Here is a 21,255-nt window from a genome sequence, read left to right as displayed (position 1 = left end):
GCAACCTTCTGCGTGACCCCATGGTCGTACATGCAGCAACTGACCGGACAAAGGCTTCCCATGAGTGAAGATGCACAAGATGTCGTACTGATTGTCGAAGACGACGAATCCATTATGTTTGTGCTGGGCGAATACCTGGCAGGCCTCGGCTATCGGGTGTTGAAGGCGATCAACGGCAAGGAAGCGTTTGAGATTCTGGCGACCAAGCCGCACCTGGACCTGATGGTCACCGACTACCGCCTGCCGGGTGGAATATCCGGTGTGCAGATTGCGGAACCTGCGATTCAGTTGCGGCCGGAATTGAAGGTCATCTTTATCAGCGGTTACCCGCAGGAAATCCTCGACTGCAACAGCCCGATCACGCGCAATGCACCGATCCTGGCCAAGCCATTTGATCTGGATACCCTGCAGGAACATATCCAGCGGTTGTTGGCCTGAACGATCAGGCTCTTCCTGAGCCTGAGTCATGCGACCAGGCTTACGCCAATGCCTGTGCGTTGATCCCGCTGGCGGGTGTGAAAACCACGCTGTAACCCGGTCCGGACTCCATGAACCTCTGAATGCCTGCGTGTTGTTCACTCCCGAGTTTGTAAACATTGGCCTTGCCCGCAGTTTGCGGCGTGGTGGTCAGCCCTCCCAGTTGATTGTCCAGCTCGTGTGAGTTGGAGTGATAAAGGTAGAGATCACCCTCAGGTGTTTTCTTGATATAGACGGCATGAGTAATTTTGTCTTTGTTATACCCTTTCTTGCTGACGAATGTGATCACCCCGGATTCGGTAATGTCGGCGGCATTGAAGGTGTCTTTCAGCGTATCGGGCTGAATATTCATAAGGGTGTTGTACCGAGGAGTACCACCATTTAAAGTTTCTTTAATAATCGTATTGAATGCTTTGTCGGTGATCTTTTTATCGGCCTGAGCTGTGCGCAGGGCAGTGCCATAACAAATATCGAGCTCGCGTTTGGGATCAAGACGTTTATATAAACTTTCTACGTTATCTTTAAGTTCGTCGGTAGAAAGTACCTTGGGCTGAAAATCATCGAGAGGCCTGCCAGAGGGGGTTCCGGAGCGAGGATCCAGGGCATGCCAATGACCTGTCGCATCATCCATCTTTGCAACTATCTTGATATCGTCAACATGATTAACGGATTTTATAGTCCCCTCGACAATACCGGGACGTTTAGCCAGAGACACCATATCAACCTTGGTTAGCCCCGCGTACACCTTCCTCGCGCCGTTTCGCGCAGACTTCAAGCCCTGCCAGCCTGAACGAGCCAGGTCGTCCAAGCCGCTCAATGGATTAAGGCTGCCGATGGCTGCACGGCCCAGAATTTTGGCGCCTTGGAGCGCTTTGCTAAAGGTCGATGTCGCTGACGATAAAAGCCTCGTGCCTTTTGCGGCGGCTCCGAGGCCAATCAAAAAGCCGAAGATGTCCATTGACAGATCTGCAACTCCCTCACCGATATTGCCCTTCTGGAAATTGACAATGGCTGATCTGAATGGAATCAGGTTGAGCAGAAACTCTCGGGCTTTTTCGTAAAATGGCTCCTCCTCATCAAAGGTCGTCGTCCCCCGGGCCTCGGCTTCAAAGGCGCGTATATTGGTGACTTTTACAAAAGCGTCCGCTATGTAGGCTGTCCTTTCACTACTAAAATTGCTGAATCTGTCAGGGGGACTGATTCTTTCATCGGCCACATCCGATGGGTATTGGCCGGAGGGGATGACCTCTGAGCGTAGAAGGTTGGGATGAGTGCTGTTGGCCGGGAATTTTCCCGCTTGGACGTCGCGTAACTCAGGGCGTTCAGTGATTTGACCACTTTTCAGGTCGACTTCATAAGTACGCAGTTGATTTTCCCGTTCAATGTTTACCAGCAAGTTGTTATTCGCGGGCGCCCTGACACTCGCAATTTGACTGAAAGGCTCATAATCAATTGTGTTCTCTTGAATAAGAGTGATCTTTCCGAATTCAAAATCTTTACGAATGCCGACAGGCTGTGTCGCTATGATGTGTTTAACTTGCGTGGCTATACTTTTTTCTGTGTTATCGAAGTATGTTGGGAGCGCAGCTGTGAAGGCGGCGTTAATATTTTCCAAGCGGTCGGCTTGTCCCTGAATCTGCCTGACATCAACGTTACTGTTGGAGCTGACCCAGTCGAGTACCGGCGGCTTGCTAATACTTTCATTCAAATAAAGATCAAGTATCGAATAAGGCCCCGGGTAGTCTCGGTGCTCAGGATACGAGGTTATACATTTCTCCTCAAAGCCTATGTCCTCGCCATATACACGTCGCAGCTCCTTGAGCGCCATTTCCTTGCGTGTCGGAAATGGCATGGTTTGAGCCTGGGAGGCCGCACTCAACTCCTTCATCTGCTCGTTGAACACAGTTCGAACAGCCCCCATCTGCTCTTCGGTATACGCATCATCGGTGGCCGACGGGATAATGCCATTCACGACTCCCCAATCTTTAAGGGCGTTATGTTGAGCGGCATATTCAATTTGCCGACCGCCCGCATTCACAGGTGCCACATTGGCGCGGCGCATGATATCGGCATACGTCATCGTAGCTGACGATCCGGGTAGATCGGCTTCAACCCGAGCTACCGCGGTACTGAATGTGACCCATGAATGGGAGCCGTAAGTGACCCGTTCAGGAATGCCCTTAACCAGTAACTCCGGTGCCTTGTGTGACAACAGCAGGCAGGCGGCAATCGGGGCCATTTCGATGCTGGCGCGCTTTTGGGTGATCAGGTGATCAGCCAAGCCTTTAACCACCTTTGAAGGATGCATGCCCCAGTATTTGCTCTGCATCAGATCAAAGCCTGCAACCTTCGTCCTGTTCGAGTCTGAGCTGCTTTCAGGGTCAAGGGTGGCGTGGAGCGCTGCCAGAGTCCAGTCGTTGATGCTGCTGGGCGTCGACACGCTTTGAAACGTGCTCTGCAATGCGCTGCCAAGGCTTTGCGCCTCGGGCGAACTCAAAATCGTCTCAATAACGCCGCGTGGATTACCCAACTGGTGAGCACTGAAACTGTGGGGCGTGGCCAGATAACCCAGTACCCCTCTCTCATGAATTTTGCGTTGCAGCCCCGGGAGCCCCAGGCTGTTATCAGTCAGGGCGGTGTGCAGACTGTCGTGGCTGATCCCCCCCAACGGTATTGGCCAAGACATGGCTCCCGTCAAATCGGCATGAGGCGGTGCTGTCAGTCCGTTGTTGAGCAGCATTTGACCCATATTCGCGATCTCGTCAAATGTCTTGGGCGTTTCCCAACCATGATCGCTGATGAACTTTTCCAGGGACACCGTTTGGCCAGGTTTTAGATTATGCGCGTCGCTGTAAGAGGAGCCTTCCTTGACTTTCATGTGAGTGCTTTTCAGCGCATTGAGAATTGCGCGTTTTAATTTTTCTTCAGCGAACTTCGGTTGTACATTGTGCTTTTCGTAGGTCGATGCGCTCGACCGGTACTTCAAGTTTTTTTCCAATTCCTTGTGGTTGACGATCACTCTAATTAGTTTATTTGCCAGCGTATATCTGTCGTAGGTATCCCCGAGTTTTTGGGTTTCGGTTTGCAAAGCGTCTGATGATCTATCCGCAACTTTCCTGTGCGGATCGTTGAGGGGGATCGGAGGAAAGGCCTTGTTTGTTTCAAGGTAGGTGGCCTGCGCCTCAATTGCCGGGTTGTGTTGCGCGCTGGAAGGTGCACCATAAAAATTGGCAACGGTGATGTAGGGGGCCGATGTATTGCTAGTTGGGGCGAAAACAGGAAACTTACCCGCCCCTATCACACGGGCGGCCGCATGATGGGGGCCATTGTGCCGTTCCAGGCTTCGCCTTGTTGCGGCCCCCAGAGAACCTGGCGTTTACCACCAATCGTAGCGGCGATGGTGTTAGCTAAAGGGTCTATTTCAATCGGTTTTGAGCGGTCAACCTTCATCTGGCTAACCCACTGGATCACGCGCGGGCTTTTCATGACATCGTGCAGATGCGACCACCATTCTCCGAAAGTCGAGGCTGTTGGAATATTGTCGATAAACAACGGAAAACTGCCGTCTTTAATACCCTGTCGCAGCTCGCCGGCAAACAGTACGGCCAAAGCGCTGTCGGCCCCGCCTCGGGAGCCGGTAGCGGGGGTGGCAGGTGCCTCGGTATTGCGCTCGGGCCTGATAATGTGTGGCTGATCAATGGGGGGCGTTGCTGGCGGGGGATTCACTGCCGTGGGATTAAGAGGGGTCGGTCGTGGGGAGTGAGTGGAGTTGCTCGTAATCATTCGTGGCTCATTGGGTAATTTCAAAGGGCATCAGGGCTAAATAATCCCTTCTCCTGATGTAGGTCTTTATACCCAAAGCTGTATTTCGGTTCCCTCCGTCGCAGTACGCTTAGTATCTGGATATATCAATGCAATGTTTACTCAAGGCCATGAAAGAGTCTGGTCACGCGCAACGCGTCGATCCTGATCCAGTCGGTTGCGCTTCGTAATATTTGCAACACTGTCCTCCGTATAAAAAAGGAACTTACGGACAGTCCATAACCATTAATGACCTCGCCTAATGATTCCGGACACTTCTTAAGGGCGATATGATTTCGCCCAATTGGAGGATCCATGAACAAAAGAAAGGTCTATACCCGCGAGTTCAAGCAACGTGCTGCCTGCATGGTCATTGATCATCAGTGCCCCGTGCCTGATGTATATGAAACACGGTCGACCGTTGCCGCCGACACAGCAGCAGTCACCAAAACCTACAGCGAGCTGACAGGCTGACCCGCTGACTCAATCCCTGGGCTGCAGCTGAATCATCTCCCGTACCTTCGCCGTCAATAGATCAAAGGTAAACGGCTTGGTGATCAGCTGCATGCCTGGGTCGAGAAACCCCCCGCGTACCGCCGCATGCTCGGCGTACCCGGTAATAAACAAGACCTTCAATTCCGGTCGAATCTGACGGCCGATTTCGGCCAATTGCCGGCCATTCATGCCCGGTAAGCCCACGTCGCTGATCAGTAGATCGATGCGTTGGTCAGACTCGATGATCGGCACCGCCGTATCGGCATCACCCGCTTCAACAAAGGCGTAGCCCAATTCCGTCAGCACCGCGCTGACCAATACCCGCACGGCGGGGTCATCTTCGACGATGAGTACGGTTTCCCCAGCATTGGCGGACGGCAGCAGCGCTGTATCAGCCGCTTCATCCTGAGTGACTTCGCCGCTGAATCGCGGCAGAAACAGGCTGACGGTGGTGCCGACGCCCACCTCACTGTGAATGGTCACATGGCCATGGGACTGTCGGGCAAACCCGTAGATCATCGACAACCCCAACCCGGTGCCTTGACCAATCGGCTTGGTGGTGAAAAACGGATCGAACACCCGGCCCATCACACTCTGTGGAATGCCACACCCGGTGTCGTTGACGCTCAGCTCCACGTAGTCCCCGGGCGTCAAAGCGCCAAAGGCGGCGGTGAACACGCTGTCGAGGTGGCGATTGGTGGTTTCAACGATCAGCTTGCCACCATTGGGCATCGCATCACGGGCATTGAGAACCAGGTTGAGCAGGGCGCTTTCCAGTTGGTTGGGGTCAGCCTCGGCGGTCCACAGTTGGTCGGTCAGGCGCATGTCCAGCTTGATGCTTTCATTGATGCTGCGCTGCAGTAACTCGCCCATGGACGTGACCAACGTGTTGATCTCCACGGGTTTGGAGTCCAGGGATTGGCGTCGGGAGAATGCCAGCAACCGATGGGTCAGCCCGGCTGCGCGGTTGGCCGAGGTGACACCCAGGTCGATCAGGCTGTCGAGGTCGTCCAATTTGCCACGGGACACACGCCTTCGCAGCAGCTCCAGGCTGCCGATGATCCCGGTGAGCATATTGTTGAAGTCATGGGCGATGCCGCCGGTCAATTGGCCGACGGCTTCCATTTTCTGTGATTGGCGCAGGGCCTCTTCGTTGTGACGCAGTTGGGCCGTGCGCTCCTCGACTTGCTGTTCGAGGGTTTCCAGGGTGCGTTGCAGGCGCAGTTCGCTTTCGCTCAAGTCGATCAGGCGGTCACGCGCCTCATACTGCCGGCGACGGCCGCGCAGGGCGGTGCTGACCAGGCTGATCAGCGTCACGGGGTGGAAGGGCCGCTCCAGAAAGGTGACGTTGCCGAGCAAGCCGCTGAACTGGGAGGAGCCATTCTGCTCGCTGCCGCCATGGTGGGTCATCAGCACGATGGGCATATCCGACCAGGCCGGCTGCTGGTGCAAGTACTCCAGCAGGGGCTCCAGGTCGACACCGCGCAATGCTTCGGCGGCGATGATCAGCAGGCCCGCGCCGTGTTCCAGCGCGTCGCACAGCATTGGCAGGTGGGTCGCGACGATGCCGGTGTAGCCGGCCTCGTTGAGCATCATCAGTGCCAGCGAGCTGTCGCGCCCTACGGGGGCCAGGATGATCGCCCGCTCGGAGATGCCAGGTAGAGTGGGCACTATCCCTCATCCTTGAGCAAAGGGGAGCCGGCCCCCATGTAGGTCGGGATGCCGCGCAGTACGCCCTGGAAGTTGTCCAGCGGCTCGCCGACGGTCAGGCCACGGCTGCCGATGCGGTACTCACGAATGGTCGACTCGTGGGCACCGGTACGTTTCTTGATGATCGAAATCGCACGGCGGACTTTGCCCAAGGCTTCGAAGTAACGCAGCAGAATCACGGTGTCGGCCAGGTAGGTGATGTCGACCGGCGCTTGCATATCGCCCACCAGCCCATGCTGGGCGACAGTCATGAAGGTGGCCGCGCCACGACGGTTGAGGTACAGCAGCAGTTCGTGCATGTGCAGGATCAGCGCATTTTCTTCCGGCATTGCTGCCTGGTAACCATTGATGCTGTCGATCACCACGGTTTTGATGCCCGCTTCGTCGACGGCGCGGCGCACCCGGTGGGAGAACTCGCCAGGGGACAGCTCGGCAGCGTCCACTTGTTCGATCATCAGGTTGCCAGTGGCCTGCAGCGCTTCGAGGTCGATGCCCATGTTTTTCATGCGCTCGAACAGCAGCCCCAGCTCTTCGTCGAAAATAAACAGTGCAGCCTTTTCACCCCGTGACACCGCGGCGGCGGCAAAGATCATCGAGATCAGCGATTTACCGGTACCGGCCGGGCCGAGGATCAGGCTGCTGGAGCCGGTTTCGATACCACCGCCCAGCAGAGCGTCCATCTCGCTGATGCCACTGGAGAGCGTCTGGCGGTTGTAGCCACCGCGATGCTCAGCCGCTACCAAGCGCGGGAACACGTGCACGCCGTCCTGCATGATGGTGAAGTCGTGGAAACCGCCGCGATACTTCTGGCCACGGTATTTCACTACCCGCACGCGGCGGCGTTCGGCGCCGTAGGTTGGCGTCAATTCTTCCAGGCGGATCACGCCGTGGGCCACGCTGTGCACGGTTTTATCCAGGGACTCGGTGGTCAGGTCGTCCAGCAGCAGGACAGTGGCGTCATAGCGCACGAAGTAGTGCTTGATTGCGAGGATCTGCCGGCGATAACGCAACGAACTCTGCGCCAGCAGGCGGATCTCGGAGAGGCTGTCGATGACCACGCGGGTCGGCTTGACCCGTTCCACCACCTCAAAAATCTGCCGCGTGGCTTCACCCAGTTCAAGGTCTGAGGAATACAGCAGGCTTTGCTGGTGCTCTGCATTGAGCAGGCTTTCCGGTGGGGTCAGCTCAAAAATATGGATGTTGTCATCCAGGTCCCAGCATGGGACTTGGCACCCTGGCGCAGCTCGCGCTCAGTTTCCGACAAGGTGATGTACAAGGATCGCTCGCCGTTTTTCGCCCCAGCCTGGAGGAAATGCAGCGCCACGGTGGTTTTACCGGTGCCGGGTTCGCCTTCCAGCAGGAACAGATGGCTGCGGGATAGCCCGCCGGACAGAATGTCATCAAGACCGTCGATGCCGATGGCCGCCTTTTCACTGAACAGCTCTTTGGATGTAGACAAGAAGTGCCCTCGGGTCACGTACAAGTAGAAGGCATGCCCGTTGCGACACGCCATGTTTACTTGACCGTGGCACTTTGCAACCGTTCCACATTTGCTTCAAATTGTAAGCGCAGGACGACTCTACAGACCTTGCTGCAACGCCGGATCGTCCGGGTTTTGTTGCTCAAGCTGAGCCAGTAGCACCTGGACATTCTGCAACTGCCCACTCTCTTTCCAGTAGTTGACCAGCAACACTCGCGCCTTGCGATTGGCCGGGTGACGCTGGACGATTTCCTCCAATTGGCGCTGCGCGGCCTCCAGTTCCTGCTGGTCGTGCAGGGTGGTGGCCAGGTCGTAGCGGTAATCCTGGTTGTCCGGCTCCAGCTCCACCGCTTTGGACAGGCCGAGCAGCGCATAAGGCCGCTCGCCATGGTGCAGCAACCACATGCCGAGGGCGTGTTGCAGGTAGGCGGATTCGGGGTGCGCCGCCAACTGTCGGGCCAGTAGTTGGCGTGATTCGTCAGTCTTGCCTTGCTTGTCCAGCAGCTCGATTTGCGCAACCACGGCCTGCAGGTTGTCCGGCTGCAAACGCATCGCCTGCTCCAGGGCGTGTTGCGCCTCAGGCAGCAGGGCGCTGTGGATGTAGAGGCGTGCCAGTTGAATCCAGCCCTCGGCGGTTTCGGGCTGGGTCTTGAGGTGTTTTACGAATTCATCCAGCACCTGTTGCAACGGCCCGAAGTACAGGCCAAGGGTGTCCGGCGACAGGCCGAGCAAGGCATTGGCGGCGGCAAAGCGCACGCTCTGTTCGGGGTCATCCAGCGCCGGACCGAGCAACAGGGTGCGCTGGCCCGTGGGAACCAGGCCGACAATGCTGTGGATCGCCGCTTCGCGGACCACGGGCGAGTCATTGCCCAGGTCTTTATCCGCCAGCTTCAGGGCCTGGGGGCTCGGGTAATTGTGCAGTTCGGCATGCAGCGCGGCGCGGCGCTCATCAGTCAGGTCCGGGCGGCCCAATTGCTGATACAGCACACGTGCGGCGCCCGGTTCGCCGTTGCGCGCCTGCTTCAGGGCCTTGGAATAACCATGGGCAATTGCAGGCGCCACCGCCACCGGGGCGGAGCGGGAGAAGTACCAAGTGATCAGCACAATGAACAACAGGGCGCACAGGCCGACGATGGCGTAACGGCGTGACTTTGACATGCAGGCGTCCGAAAGCTAGAGCAGCTATTACAAAGGCCGTCAGCTTCGGTCAGACCAGGGCAGGTGTCAAACCGGCATCAGGTCAGCACGTACTCCACTGGCTCCAGTGGTGGTGGCAGTTCGGTTTCGCCCAGCGCAGCAAGAATTTCACGTTCCAGGGTGCGCAGGAGCGCATTGCAGGGCAGGTCGTTTTCATCGAAGCCGAACGGGTCTTCCAGGTCATCGCCGATTTCATCCAGGCCAAAAAACGTGTAGCTGACGATGGCAGTGAACACGGGTGTCAACCAGCCCAGGGGCTCAGCCATGGCAAAGGGCAGCAGAATGCAAAACAGGTAGATGGTGCGGTGCAGCAACAAGGTGTAAGGGAAGGGCAGCGGCGTAGTCTTGATCCGCTCACAGGAGGCCTGTACCTGGCTCAGGCTGACCAGGCGGGTTTCCAGCTGGGTGTAGCGCCATTCGCTGATGACGCCTTGATCAGCCAGCAGCGAAAACCGCGCGCCCAGTTGCTGCAGCACACGGTCGGGGAGGTTGGGGTGGTCCGCTTCCACGCTGGCCCACGGCTGTATCGCCTGGGCTTCATTTTCATGGCGCAGACGTGCGATCAACCCGTGGGCAAAACCAACTAAGCCGCGTAGCAGGCGTGCACGTTCAGCCGTATCGGTGAGCACCTGGGTTTCACGAATCAGCGAGCGTACCTCAATGATCATCTGCCCCAATTGCTTGCGGCCTTCCCACCAGCGGTCATAGCAGGCGTTGTTGCGAAAACTCATGAAGATCGACAGCGACAGCCCGAGCAAGGTGAAAGGCGTTGCGTTGACCTTGGAGAAATACGCAGGGTGCAGGGTCTCCACAAGCACAATCACCGACGCCAGCAACGTGACCAGCAGGCTGCGCAGGGCAATGCGCTTGGCAATCGAGCCCTTGAGGGAAAACAGGATACCCAGGAGATTGGGTTTGGGACGCACGATCATGGAAGGCTTCTTTGGTGGCGCAGGCCATCAGGTTAGAAGCTGGCGGGGAGGGCGTCCAATCGCTTGGGCCAACGGGCTGATTGGTGGGGTCTATGATCAAGGCACTCTTGGCCAAACCAGTCAGCCATGTTGAAGGCTTTGACCATTGCCGCTATGCAGCGCGCAAGGGAATATCTGGCCCATATGCAGGTTACCCGGTCCATCGTTCAAGGAAACAATGATGCAGATTGAAAACAAGGTTTTTCTGGTCAGCGGCGGCGCTTCGGGCCTCGGCGCGGCCACCGCCGAGATGCTGGTTGCGGCGGGCGCCAAGGTGATGCTGGTGGACCTGAACGCCGAGGCCGTGGCGGCCAAGGCCGTGCAGTTGGGCGATAACGCGCGCAGCAGCGTGGCCGATATCAGCCAGGAAGCGGCTGCCGAAGCTGCCGTGCAGGCCACCGTCGCGGCCTTTGGCGGTTTGCACGGGCTGGTCAACTGCGCCGGTGTGGTGCGGGGCGAAAAAATCCTCGGCAAGAACGGCCCTCACGGTCTGGCGAGCTTCGCCCAGGTGATCAACGTCAACCTGATCGGCAGCTTCAACCTGTTGCGCCTGGCCGCCGCCGCCATTGCTGAGACCGAAGCGAATGCAGACGGTGAACGCGGCGTGATCATCAATACCGCGTCCGTCGCTGCGTTCGACGGGCAAATCGGCCAAGCCGCGTATGCTGCGTCCAAAGGCGCAATCGCCAGCCTCACACTGCCCGCCGCACGTGAGTTGGCGCGTTTCGGTATTCGCGTCATGACCATCGCCCCCGGCATCTTCGAAACCCCGATGATGGCCGGCATGACCCCCGAAGTACGCGACTCCCTCGCTGCCGGCGTGCCATTCCCGCCGCGCCTGGGCAAGCCTGCCGAATACGCCGCACTGGTGCGGCACATCATTGAAAACAGCATGCTCAATGGCGAGGTGATCCGTCTCGACGGTGCCTTGCGCATGGCTGCCAAGTAAGGAGTGCTTCATGACTGATCCCATCGTGATTGTCAGCGCCGTGCGCACGCCCATGGGCGGGTTCCAGGGCGACCTCAAGGGCTTGACCGCACCTCAACTCGGCGCGGCCGCGATTCGTGCGGCGGTCGAGCGCGCCGGTATCGCCACCGACGCCGTGGATGAAGTGCTGTTCGGCTGCGTACTCCCCGCCGGCCTGGGCCAGGCACCGGCACGGCAAGCGGCGTTGGGCGCCGGGTTGGACAAGTCCACCCGCTGCACCACCCTTAACAAGATGTGCGGCTCGGGCATGGAAGCGACGATCCTGGCCCATGATTCACTGCTGGCCGGCAGCGTTGATGTGGTGATTGCCGGCGGCATGGAGAGCATGTCCAACGCGCCGTATCTGCTCGACCGTGCCCGCAGCGGCTACCGCATGGGCCATGGCCGCGTCCTTGATCATATGTTTCTCGATGGTCTGGAAGACGCCTACGACAAGGGCCGCCTGATGGGCACCTTCGCCGAAGACTGCGCCCTGCATAACGGCTTCACCCGTGAAGCCCAGGACGCCTTCGCCATTGCCTCCCTGACCCGCGCCCAGGAGGCGATCACCCACGGCAACTTCGCTGCCGAGATCGTCCCGGTGCAGGTCACTGTCGGCAAAGAACAAAAGACCATCCTGCACGACGAACAACCGCCCAAGGCCAAGCTGGACAAGATCGCCAGCCTCAAACCCGCCTTCCGCGAAGGCGGCACGGTGACAGCGGCGAACTCCAGCTCGATTTCCGACGGCGCCGCGGCGCTGTTACTGATGCGCGAGTCCGAAGCGCACAAGCGTGGGCTCAAGCCGTTGGCGGTCATCCACGGGCACGCCGCCTTTGCCGACGAGCCGGGGCTGTTTCCGGTAGCGCCGGTTGGTGCGATTCGCAAGCTGATGAGCAAGACCGGCTGGAGCCTGGATCAGGTGGATCTGTTCGAGATCAACGAGGCCTTCGCTGTGGTCAGCCTGGTGACCATGAGCAAGCTGGAAATCCCCCACGCCAAGGTCAATATCCACGGCGGGGCGTGCGCGCTGGGCCATCCGATCGGTGCCTCCGGCGCACGTATCCTGGTGACCTTGCTCTCGGCCCTGCGCCAAAAAGGCCTCAAGCGAGGCGTTGCCGCAATCTGCATCGGCGGTGGTGAAGCCACGGCCATGGCCGTTGAATGCCTGTATTAAGGACTGCCCACCATGCTGCCCAATGACGAACAACTGCAAATCAGCGACGCGGCCCGGCAATTTGCCCAGGAACGCCTCAAACCTTTCGCGGCCGAATGGGACCGCGAGCACCGTTTTCCCAAGGAGGCCATCGGCGAGATGGCCGAACTGGGCTTTTTCGGCATGCTGGTGCCGGAACAGTGGGGCGGTTGCGATACCGGCTACCTGGCCTACGCCATGGCGCTGGAAGAAATCGCAGCCGGTGACGGGGCCTGCTCCACCATCATGAGCGTGCATAACTCGGTGGGTTGCGTGCCGATCCTCAAGTTCGGCAACGACCAGCAAAAAGCGCAGTTCCTCACGCCCCTGGCCAGCGGAGCCATGCTGGGGGCCTTTGCCCTGACCGAACCCCAGGCCGGCTCCGACGCCAGCAGCCTGAAAACCCGCGCAAGCCTGGACGGCGGCCACTACGTGTTGAATGGCTGTAAACAGTTCATCACCTCCGGGCAAAACGCCGGGGTGGTGATTGTGTTTGCCGTCACTGACCCCGCAGCAGGCAAGCGCGGGATCAGCGCGTTTATCGTGCCCACCGACTCGCCGGGCTACAGCGTGGCGCGGGTCGAGGACAAGCTGGGGCAGCATGCGTCCGACACCTGCCAGATCCTGTTTGAAGACCTGAAGGTTCCGGTGGCCAACCGTTTGGGCGAGGAGGGCGAAGGCTACAAGATCGCCCTGGCCAACCTTGAAGGCGGCCGCGTGGGCATCGCCTCGCAATCGGTGGGCATGGCCCGTGCCGCATTTGAAGCGGCCCGCGACTACGCCCGCGAGCGCGAAAGTTTCGGCAAGCCACTGATCGAACACCAGGCCGTTGCCTTCCGCCTGGCCGACATGGCCACGCAGATCGCCGTGGCCCGGCAAATGGTGCATTACGCCGCCGCCCTGCGCGACAGCGGCAAACCAGCGCTGGTGGAAGCGTCCATGGCCAAGCTGTTTGCCTCGGAAATGGCCGAGAAAGTCTGTTCGGCTGCCTTGCAAACCTTGGGCGGTTACGGTTACCTGAGCGACTTTCCCCTGGAGCGGATCTACCGCGATGTGCGGGTCTGCCAGATTTACGAAGGCACCAGCGATATCCAGCGCATGGTCATCTCACGCAATCTCTAAGGAGCCGATACATGAGTTACGAAACCATTTTGCTCGACGTCCAGGGCCGCGTCGGACTGATTACCCTGAACCGTCCGCAAGCCCTCAACGCGCTGAATGCGCAACTGGTCAGCGAGTTGAACCAGGCGCTGGATGGCCTGGAAGCCGATCCGCAAATCGGCTGCATCGTGCTGACCGGTTCCAGGAAAGCCTTTGCGGCCGGCGCCGACATCAAGGAAATGGCCGAGCTGACCTACCCGCAGATCTACCTCGATGACCTGTTCAGCGACAGCGACCGCGTAGCCAACCGCCGCAAACCGATCATTGCCGCCGTCAACGGCTTTGCCTTGGGCGGCGGTTGCGAACTGGCGCTGATGTGCGACTTCATCCTGGCGGGTGATGGCGCCAAGTTCGGTCAGCCGGAAATCAACCTCGGCGTCCTGCCGGGCATGGGCGGCACCCAGCGCCTGACCCGGGCCGTGGGCAAGGCCAAGGCCATGGAAATGTGCCTGACCGGGCGCTTTATCGATGCGGTGGAAGCCGAACGGTGCGGCATCGTCGCGCGCATCGTGCCGGCCGATGAGCTGTTGGAAGAGGCCCTGAAAGTCGCCACCCTGATCGCCAGCAAGTCAGTGCCGATCAGCATGATGGTCAAGGAAAGCGTCAACCGTGCGTTTGAAGTGAGCCTGTCCGAAGGCGTGCGCTTTGAGCGCCGGGTGTTCCATGCGGCCTTCGCGACGCTGGATCAGAAGGAAGGCATGGCGGCGTTTGTGGCCAAGCGTGCGGCGGAGTTCAAAGACAAATAAGCGTGTGGGGCGGACGTATTGACACCCTGCGATCTGCGGGGGCGCCAACGCAGCCTCGCTTGCGCTCTACAGTTGCTACGGCTTGCCCGGTGAAAGCAGAGGTATCTACACAACTCTCGAAGGCTTATACATAACTCTGTGGTGAGCGGGCTTGTCCCGCGCTGGGCTGCGCAGCAGCCCCATCAAAGCCACCGCGTTTTTTCAGAAAAACCAAGTTGCCTGGTTTTGGGGCTGCTGCGCAGCCCAGCGCGGGACAAGCCCGCTCACCACAACAGCCCATTTGCCATAGATTCAGCATCCAAGGGAAGTTATGTAGATACCTATGCCGGTGAGGGGGCGTGAGTCATTCAGAGCTGGTAGTTCTTGAGCTCCCTGGCAATCACCATCCGCTGAATCTCGCTGGTCCCTTCGTAAATCTGCGTGATCCGCGCATCCCGGTAGTAACGCTCCACCGGGTAATCTTCCAGGTAGCCGTACCCGCCATGTATCTGCATGGCGGACGAGCAGACCTTTTCGGCCATTTCCGAGGCAAACAGCTTGGCTTGTGACGCTTCCGACAGGCACGGCTTGCCGGCGCTGCGCAGGCGGGCGGCGTGCAGGATCAGCAGGCGGGCGGCGTTGAGCCGGGTTTGCATGTCCGCCAGCAGGTTGGCCACGCTCTGATGCTCAATGATCGGCTTGTCGAACTGCACCCGGTCACGGGCGTAGGCGAGTGCTGCTTCAAACGCAGCGCGGGCGATACCCAGGGCCTGGGCGGCGATGCCGATGCGTCCACCTTCCAGGTTCGACAATGCAATCGCCAGGCCTTTGCCGCGTTCGCCCAGCAGGTTGGCTTCCGGGACCGTGCATTGGTTGAGGGTCACCGCGCAGGTGTCGGACGCACGAATGCCCATCTTGTGTTCGGTGCGGTCCACCACAAAGCCCTGGGTGTCGGTGGGCACGAGGAAGGCGGAGATGCCTTTCTTGCCAAGGCTTGGGTCGGTCACGGCAAAGACAATTGCCAGCTTGGCGCGCTTGCCGTTGCTGACGAATTGCTTGGCGCCGTTGATCACCCACTGGCCGTCACGCAGTTCGGCGCGGGTGCGCAGGTTATGGGCTTCGGAACCGGCCTGGGGTTCGGTCAGGCAGAAACAACCAATCGCCTGGCCACTGGCAAGCCGGGCCAGCCAGGTTTCCTTCTGCGCGGTTGTGCCGTAGTTGAGAATCGGCCCGCAACCCACTGAATTGTGGATACTCATCAGTGCGCCGGTGGCGCCATCGCCGGCGGAAATCTCTTCGACTGCCAGGGCATAGGCCACGTAATCGACGTAGGTGCCGCCCCATTCTTCCGGGACCACCATGCCCAGCAGGCCCAGTTCGCCCATCTTGGCGACCAGGTTGTCGTCGATCCAACCGGCTTTTTCCCAGGCTTGGGCATACGGGGCGATTTCACCCCGCGCAAAGTCACGGGCCATGTCGCGAATCATCACTTGTTCTTCTGTGTATTCAATATCTTGCATAACTTATCTCACAACCTGCTTGAACTGTTGGAAGAAGCTCTCGACATGGGCCGCCGCCAACCCGTGCAGGGTCGGCGGGTTCCAGCGTGGGGTCTTGTCCTTGTCGATGATCAGGGCACGCACGCCTTCGATCAGGTCTCCGCGCTCGAACCATTGGCGGTCCAGGTGCAGCTCAAGGGCAAAACATTGTTCCAGCGTCAGCCGGCGGCCCTTGCGCAGCATTTGCAAGGTTACGGCCATGGCCAGGGGGGAGCGGGTCTGCATCAGGTGGGCGGTGTTGAGTGCCCACTCATGGCTGTCGGCAACGGTGACGGCTTGTAATTGCTCGACCATGCTGGGGACGTCCGGCAAGCCGAAGAAATGATCTATCGCCGGGCGCAAGGCTGCCAGCGGCGCATCGGGCAATTGCTGCACCGCAAGCTTTGCCAACAGGCCTTGCAAGTCTTTGAGGGGGGAGTCATGCCAGCGCAGGTGGTCGAGCTTCTGGTCCAGTTCGTCCAGCTTCGCGCTGTCGAGGTACCAGTCCGCCAACCCGCAATACAGTGCATCGGCAGCACGGATCTGCACGCCGGTGACGCCGAGGTAGATCCCCAGTTCGCCCGGAATGCGCGGCAGAAAATAGCTGCCGCCCACGTCGGGGAAATAACCGATGGCCACTTCCGGCATGCCCAGGCGGCTGCGCTCGGTGACCACGCGCAAATCCGCACCTTGCACCAGGCCCATGCCGCCGCCGAGGACAAAGCCATCCATCAGGGCGAGTACGGGCTTGCGGTAATGGTGGATCGCGAGGTCGAGGGCGTATTCCTCGACGAAGAAATCTTCGTGCAGGGTGTCGCCGTTCTTGAAGCTGTCGTACAGCGAGCGGATATCGCCGCCGGCACAGAAAGCCTTGTCGCCGGCGCCGCGCAGGACCACGGCGTAGACCGACGGGTCATCTGACCAGGCCTGCAGTTGCCGGGTCAGGCTGCGAACCATGTCCAGGGTTATGGCGTTTAAACCGGCGGGGCGGTTGAGGGTGAGGTGGCCGATATGGTTGCGGACGTCGGCGAGGACCTCTTCCTGAGGCGTATCGGCACGGCTTGCTTCGGATGAAACCTGAGCAGTCATCTCTAACTCCCTGCTTTTATTGTTCTTTATCAAGATGTTCGCGGACGAACCCTCTCGCGATCCTACCAGCGCAAATTTGCGCAGTACAACCCGGAATCATGCAGGTGGTTGTTGCATTTATGCAGGGGGCCTGTGGCCTTGGTCAGGGCGTGCGATTGGCCAATACTTCGCCGATGCTGCGACGGCGCGCGTGGGTTTCGGCCGCGTGAATCAGTTGCTCAAGCTCGGCAGGTGCCACATCGTAGAACTGTTCCATTTCGGCGAGGGCCAGCTTCAAGTCGACGGCGGTCACGGCAGGGTCCCGATCCGCATTGGCGGTATTCAAAACCATTGACGGTGACTCGACAGCACCCTTGGGATAGCGCGTGCGCGTGGCATTGTTATAGGCCAGGGCACAGGCCAACAGCGCGCCGGCACCGAGCAGCACGGCGCCCAACTCATGCCAGCCCAGCGCGGCCGAGGCCGGGTCGGCCAGCACCAGGGTCATGGCCAGGCCACCGGCGGGTGGGTGCAGGCAGCGCAGCCAGCACATCAACACCACCGACATGCCTGCCGCCAGGCAAGCGCCGCCCAACGTGCGCCCGAGAACTCGCGCAACCAGCAATGCCACAACGGCAGCGCACAGGTAACTGCCGATGATCGACCAGGGCTGCGCCAGCGCACCGGACGAGACCGCAAACAAAAGAACTGCCGAGGCGCCCAGCGGGCCAAGCAGGTGCAGCGCGACCTCCATGCCAAACACCTGGGCACAGAGCCAGACACTGAACAGTGTGCCCAGGGCCATGCCAATGGCAGCACGGCTCCATTCGGTGGGACGGGTGTTGATTGCAGCGGGGAACCAGCGAGCGAGCATTGAAAAGAGATCCATAAACGGCGGGCAAAAAAAAAGGCTTGTCTGGTTGCCCGGAAAAGCCCTTTGAAAGTTCCTGCATTTGGGGGAGGAACCTGCGCAGTGTGCCGTGCCCTATAGCGCAGCGCCAATGCATATTAGTGAGGTTCTAATACAATAATAATGAATTAAATGCGAATGCACTGGGTATTGAGCTTGCCCAGCACACGGTTATCCGCTTCTTCATTGAACAGCTGCTTCTGCAGGTTTTCCTGCATGCCAGGTTCACCGGCCAGGGGGCCTTTGAGGGCGACGAGGGCATTGCGCAGCGCCATCAGTCGATCCAGCGGCGGAATCGGCAGGTACCCGATATGCACTTCATCGCGGGCCAATGAAGCAGGGGTATCCAGTAAATGATGATTTGGCACGGCATTGTCCTCTCACGAAGTGAGCCGCAGCAGGCGCTGCGCCTTCTAGCGTCCTTGTAGTTATTCATGGCCAGTGGCAGTAGATACTTAACGCACCTGGCGATCGAGTTTAACGTTGGGGTTCCGACGCAGGAAAGTGAAATGACACCAGCCATTACGTATAGGTTCGTAGGAGTTTTCCGCGTGGTAACTCACGGCTGCGTAGGTTTGACCAGGTGCAGCAGCACATAAGGGTTGCGGTCGAACTCACCGGTCAAGGTCGGCGTGATAGTGGCAAGGCGCGGGTCTTTGAGGCCTTCAAAATCCACCTGGCTCATCACCAGCCAGGCCGGGCCTTGCAGTGGTGTCAGGTCGGCCGCCTGTTGGGTGAACAACGGCACCTGGTCGCAGTCAAGGTTGACCATGTACTTAATGGCCTTGGCGTCTTTGCCCAAGCCGTGCAATACCACGGGGGCGCGCTGTTGCATCACCTGTTCGTGAACCCGCAAGGTAAAGGTGCGGGTGTCATAGATACTGCGCTCCAGCGGTTCGACCACCAGGATGTACGTGGACCACACTGCCAACACCGCCGCAAAGGCCGGACCCAACGGCCGCAGGCGAGGCGCGCACCACGCCGCCAGTGCCAGTGCCTGCAGGACGCCCAGCACACTCAACACCAGCCCCAGATCGCTCAACTGTTCCGGATAGCGTGGGCGGGCGAACAGCAGGCCGGCGATCAACAGCGCGGGCAATAGCGTCCATATACCCAGCATCAGCCCGCGCAACCAGGCAAACAGCCGCCCGTGCGCGATACAGAAGGGATACGCCGCAATAATCGCCGCCATGGGCAGCATCGGCAGGACATAGCGTGCCTTCTTCGCCTGGGGAATCGACAGGCCAAGCATCACCAGCAAGCCCGCCGCGGCGCAGTACAGCACCAGTCGCAAGGTCGGGTCAGGCGTGCGCCGCCCACCGATTGCTACAGCCAGCAGCACCAATAATGCCAACGGGTAGGCCAACGCGTAATTGCCCACAGAACTGGTGAAGTAATACAGCACGCCGCTGGAGCCTTCGCTGCCATCCATGCGCCCGAGGAACTGCATGCGGATCACATCCTGCATGAAGCCCTCACCGCCACTGAGCTTGGCCATCAGCAACAGCAGGCCGACACACGCCACCAACAGCGCCAGGGCCACCAGGCCGAAGCTCACCAGTTGGCGCCATTGCCGGTTGATCAGGTAATAGCTGCACAGCACGCCGGTAGGCACCACCAGGCCAATCGGGCCGCGTATCGCGAACCCCACAATCAAAAGCAGGAACAGCCAGTGCAGGCGCTTGCCGGCAGCGAAGTGGTCGTGGGCGTAACCGAGGTAGAACACCGTCAGGGTGATGGCGGCGAGCATCTGGTCCAGGGAGACGGCGCGAGTTTCGCTGATAAACGTGGTGCTCAACAGCAACACCGCAATGCTCAACAGGCCCCAGCGCTGGGAGTAGGGCGCCGTGAGGCGATAGACCAGGATGACGATGACTGCCGAGGCCAGCGAAGTGGGCAGCCACGCCGTGAGGCTGGTGACCTGGCCCAAGGGCAGCGACAACAGCCAGGTCATGAGCGTCGAGGTGGCCAGGTAATCGGCATACGGCTGCCCGTAAGTGGTGGGAAAAAACCCCGGCCCATGGCGCAGCATTTCCTGGGCGAACAGCACGAAGCGTGAGTCGAACCCGATAATCGCCTGGTGCCAACTGCCGGCGATAAACAGCAATAACGCCAGCAATCCCAAACCGAGGGATTGGCGGCGGGTCGTGGTACTCAGCAAAGGCGGTCGGGCTGTGTTCACGTATCAGGCTTCCACGACCTGTGGCACCCACTGCTGCTGCGGAATCGGCAACTGGCACGAGTCGCCCCGGCCAATCGGGAAATACTGGAAGCCCTTGCGCGACAGGCGTTCGCCGTCGTACAGGTTGCGGCCATCGAAGATCACCGGGGTTTTCAGGCGCTGGTGGATCAGGTCGAAATCAGGGGCCTTGAACTGCTGCCATTCGGTGCACACGATCAGCGCATCGGCGCCCACCAGGGTGGACTCCGGCGTCCCCATCAGCATCAGCCGCTCTTCGTCGCCGTAGAGGCGCTGTGTTTCCTGCATGGCTTCCGGGTCGAAGGCTCGTACGTTGGCGCCCGCAGCCCACAGCGCTTCCATCAGCACGCGGCTGGGTGCATCGCGCATGTCGTCGGTGTTGGGCTTGAAGGCCAGTCCCCACAGGGCGAAGGTCTTGCCGCGCAGGTTGCCTTGGAAGAACGCATTGATGCGCTCGAACAGCTTGCTCTTCTGGCGCTGGTTGATGGCCTCCACGGCTTCCAGCAGGTCGCTGGAGCAGTTGGCCTGTTTGGCGCTGTGGATCAAGGCACGCATGTCCTTGGGAAAGCACGAGCCGCCGTAGCCGCAACCGGGGTAGATAAAGTGATAGCCGATGCGCGAGTCGGCACCGATGCCCAGGCGCACGGCTTCGATGTCCGCCCCCAGGTGCTCGGCCAGCTCGGCGATCTGGTTGATAAAGCTGATTTTGGTGGCCAGCATGCAGTTGGCGGCGTACTTGGTGAGTTCGGCGCTGCGCAGGTCCATGAAGATGATGCGGTCATGGTTGCGGTTGAACGGCGCGTACAGATCGCGCATGACCTCGCGTACTTCTTCGCGCTCGCAGCCGATGATGATGCGGTCCGGGCGGCGGCAGTCAGCAACCGCCGAGCCTTCCTTGAGGAATTCCGGGTTGGAGACGATATCGAACTCCAGGTGGCGACCAGCGACCCGCAGGGCTTTTTCAATATGGGCGCGCAAGGTGTCGCCGGTGCCCACGGGGACGGTGGACTTTTCCACCAGAATGACCGGGGCCACCCGATGACGGGCCACGGCGTCACCCACCGACAGCACGTATTTCAAGTCGGCCGAGCCGTCTTCATCCGACGGTGTGCCGACGGCGATAAACAGCACTTCACCGTGTTCGACGGCGAGCTTTTCATCAAAGGTGAAATGCAGGCGCCCGCTTTCCAGGTTCTCCTTGACCATCGCGGCCAGCCCCGGCTCGAAGATGCTCACATGGCCTTGCTGCAGCAGCCTGACCTTGTTTTGATCGACGTCCATGCAGATCACATCATGACCGACTTCGGCTAATACGGTGGCCTGTACCAGGCGACGTAACCACTACCAAATACACTGATTT

The 21,255-nt window shown here is 59.5% G+C and carries 16 protein-coding genes and 2 pseudogenes; 6 read left to right on the top strand and 12 right to left on the bottom strand.

What is annotated here, in order from left to right:
- The first annotated feature begins 60 nt into the window (after positions 1-60).
- On the top strand, positions 61-438 hold the full coding sequence (locus tag IQK56_RS25195; RefSeq protein WP_112195288.1) for a response regulator: 378 nt from the start codon (positions 61-63) through the stop codon (positions 436-438).
- 40 nt (positions 439-478) lie between these two features.
- Here IQK56_RS25195 and IQK56_RS25190 read toward each other — a convergent pair whose 3' ends face one another.
- On the bottom strand, positions 479-3,778 hold the full coding sequence (locus IQK56_RS25190) for a DUF8038 domain-containing protein (protein ID WP_193901868.1): 3,300 nt from the start codon (positions 3,776-3,778) through the stop codon (positions 479-481).
- Complete coding sequence (locus tag IQK56_RS25185; protein WP_193901867.1) at positions 3,775-4,086, bottom strand: hypothetical protein; 312 nt, start codon at positions 4,084-4,086, stop codon at positions 3,775-3,777. Before IQK56_RS25185 ends, IQK56_RS25190 begins: the two co-directional genes overlap by 4 nt.
- Before the next feature lie 507 nt (positions 4,087-4,593).
- On the opposite strand from IQK56_RS25185, the gene IQK56_RS25180 reads away from it, so the two are divergent.
- The gene (locus IQK56_RS25180; RefSeq protein ID WP_191632485.1) at positions 4,594-4,752 is read left to right on the top strand and encodes a hypothetical protein; all 159 of its coding nucleotides are present in this window, start codon (positions 4,594-4,596) and stop codon (positions 4,750-4,752) included.
- 9 nt (positions 4,753-4,761) lie between these two features.
- Here IQK56_RS25180 and IQK56_RS25175 read toward each other — a convergent pair whose 3' ends face one another.
- The 4 genes and pseudogenes from IQK56_RS25175 to IQK56_RS25160 form a co-directional block, all read right to left on the bottom strand.
- Positions 4,762-6,444 (bottom strand): ATP-binding protein, encoded by a 1,683-nt coding sequence (locus IQK56_RS25175; protein WP_122310123.1) that lies wholly within the window; start codon positions 6,442-6,444, stop codon positions 4,762-4,764.
- Positions 6,444-7,942: pseudogene (locus tag IQK56_RS25170) on the bottom strand (ATPase domain-containing protein). Before IQK56_RS25170 ends, IQK56_RS25175 begins: the two are co-directional and overlap by 1 nt.
- Before the next feature lie 120 nt (positions 7,943-8,062).
- The gene (locus IQK56_RS25165) at positions 8,063-9,121 is read right to left on the bottom strand and encodes a tetratricopeptide repeat protein (protein WP_150760006.1); all 1,059 of its coding nucleotides are present in this window, start codon (positions 9,119-9,121) and stop codon (positions 8,063-8,065) included.
- Positions 9,122-9,198: 77 nt separating this feature from the next.
- A complete protein-coding gene (locus IQK56_RS25160; protein ID WP_193862666.1) occupies positions 9,199-10,092 on the bottom strand; it encodes a bestrophin family protein in 894 nt (297 codons plus the stop codon).
- Between the two features lie 220 nt (positions 10,093-10,312).
- Between IQK56_RS25160 and IQK56_RS25155 the strand changes: the two genes are divergently transcribed.
- From IQK56_RS25155 to IQK56_RS25140, 4 genes are read left to right on the top strand one after another with little or no spacing between them, the layout of a single operon-like run.
- Positions 10,313-11,080, top strand: coding sequence for an SDR family NAD(P)-dependent oxidoreductase (locus tag IQK56_RS25155; protein WP_122310117.1), 768 nt, complete (start codon positions 10,313-10,315; stop codon positions 11,078-11,080).
- A 10-nt stretch (positions 11,081-11,090) separates the two neighbouring features.
- Positions 11,091-12,275, top strand: coding sequence for an acetyl-CoA C-acyltransferase (locus IQK56_RS25150; RefSeq protein ID WP_150760004.1), 1,185 nt, complete (start codon positions 11,091-11,093; stop codon positions 12,273-12,275).
- A 12-nt stretch (positions 12,276-12,287) separates the two neighbouring features.
- Positions 12,288-13,415, top strand: coding sequence for an acyl-CoA dehydrogenase (locus IQK56_RS25145; protein ID WP_193864343.1), 1,128 nt, complete (start codon positions 12,288-12,290; stop codon positions 13,413-13,415).
- An 11-nt stretch (positions 13,416-13,426) separates the two neighbouring features.
- Positions 13,427-14,200 carry an enoyl-CoA hydratase gene (locus IQK56_RS25140; protein ID WP_150760003.1) on the top strand — a complete coding sequence of 258 codons (774 nt, stop codon included), beginning with the start codon at positions 13,427-13,429 and terminating at the stop codon, positions 14,198-14,200.
- Positions 14,201-14,547: 347 nt separating this feature from the next.
- Here the strand turns inward: IQK56_RS25140 and IQK56_RS25135 are convergent, their stop codons facing one another.
- The 6 genes and pseudogenes from IQK56_RS25135 to IQK56_RS25110 form a co-directional block, all read right to left on the bottom strand.
- On the bottom strand, positions 14,548-15,699 hold the full coding sequence (locus IQK56_RS25135; RefSeq protein ID WP_193862513.1) for an acyl-CoA dehydrogenase family protein: 1,152 nt from the start codon (positions 15,697-15,699) through the stop codon (positions 14,548-14,550).
- Between the two features lie 3 nt (positions 15,700-15,702).
- Complete coding sequence (locus IQK56_RS25130; protein WP_122305983.1) at positions 15,703-16,806, bottom strand: enoyl-CoA hydratase/isomerase family protein; 1,104 nt, start codon at positions 16,804-16,806, stop codon at positions 15,703-15,705.
- Positions 16,807-16,948: 142 nt separating this feature from the next.
- On the bottom strand, positions 16,949-17,659 hold the full coding sequence (locus IQK56_RS25125) for an HPP family protein (protein WP_193862514.1): 711 nt from the start codon (positions 17,657-17,659) through the stop codon (positions 16,949-16,951).
- Positions 17,660-17,823: 164 nt separating this feature from the next.
- Complete coding sequence (locus tag IQK56_RS25120) at positions 17,824-17,982, bottom strand: type VI secretion system contractile sheath small subunit (RefSeq protein WP_279646888.1); 159 nt, start codon at positions 17,980-17,982, stop codon at positions 17,824-17,826.
- A gap of 272 nt (positions 17,983-18,254) precedes the next feature.
- Complete coding sequence (locus tag IQK56_RS25115) at positions 18,255-19,877, bottom strand: phospholipid carrier-dependent glycosyltransferase (RefSeq protein WP_193862515.1); 1,623 nt, start codon at positions 19,875-19,877, stop codon at positions 18,255-18,257.
- A 3-nt stretch (positions 19,878-19,880) separates the two neighbouring features.
- Positions 19,881-21,253: pseudogene (locus IQK56_RS25110) on the bottom strand (UDP-glucose dehydrogenase family protein).
- Positions 21,254-21,255: the final 2 nt, after the last annotated feature.

The sequence above is a fragment of the Pseudomonas cyclaminis genome, assembly GCF_015163715.1.
GTDB classification, from domain to species: Bacteria; Pseudomonadota; Gammaproteobacteria; order Pseudomonadales; family Pseudomonadaceae; genus Aquipseudomonas; species Aquipseudomonas cyclaminis.
The sequence above is the reverse complement of the archived record's forward strand: the minus strand, read 5'-3'. Positions and strand labels throughout refer to the sequence as shown.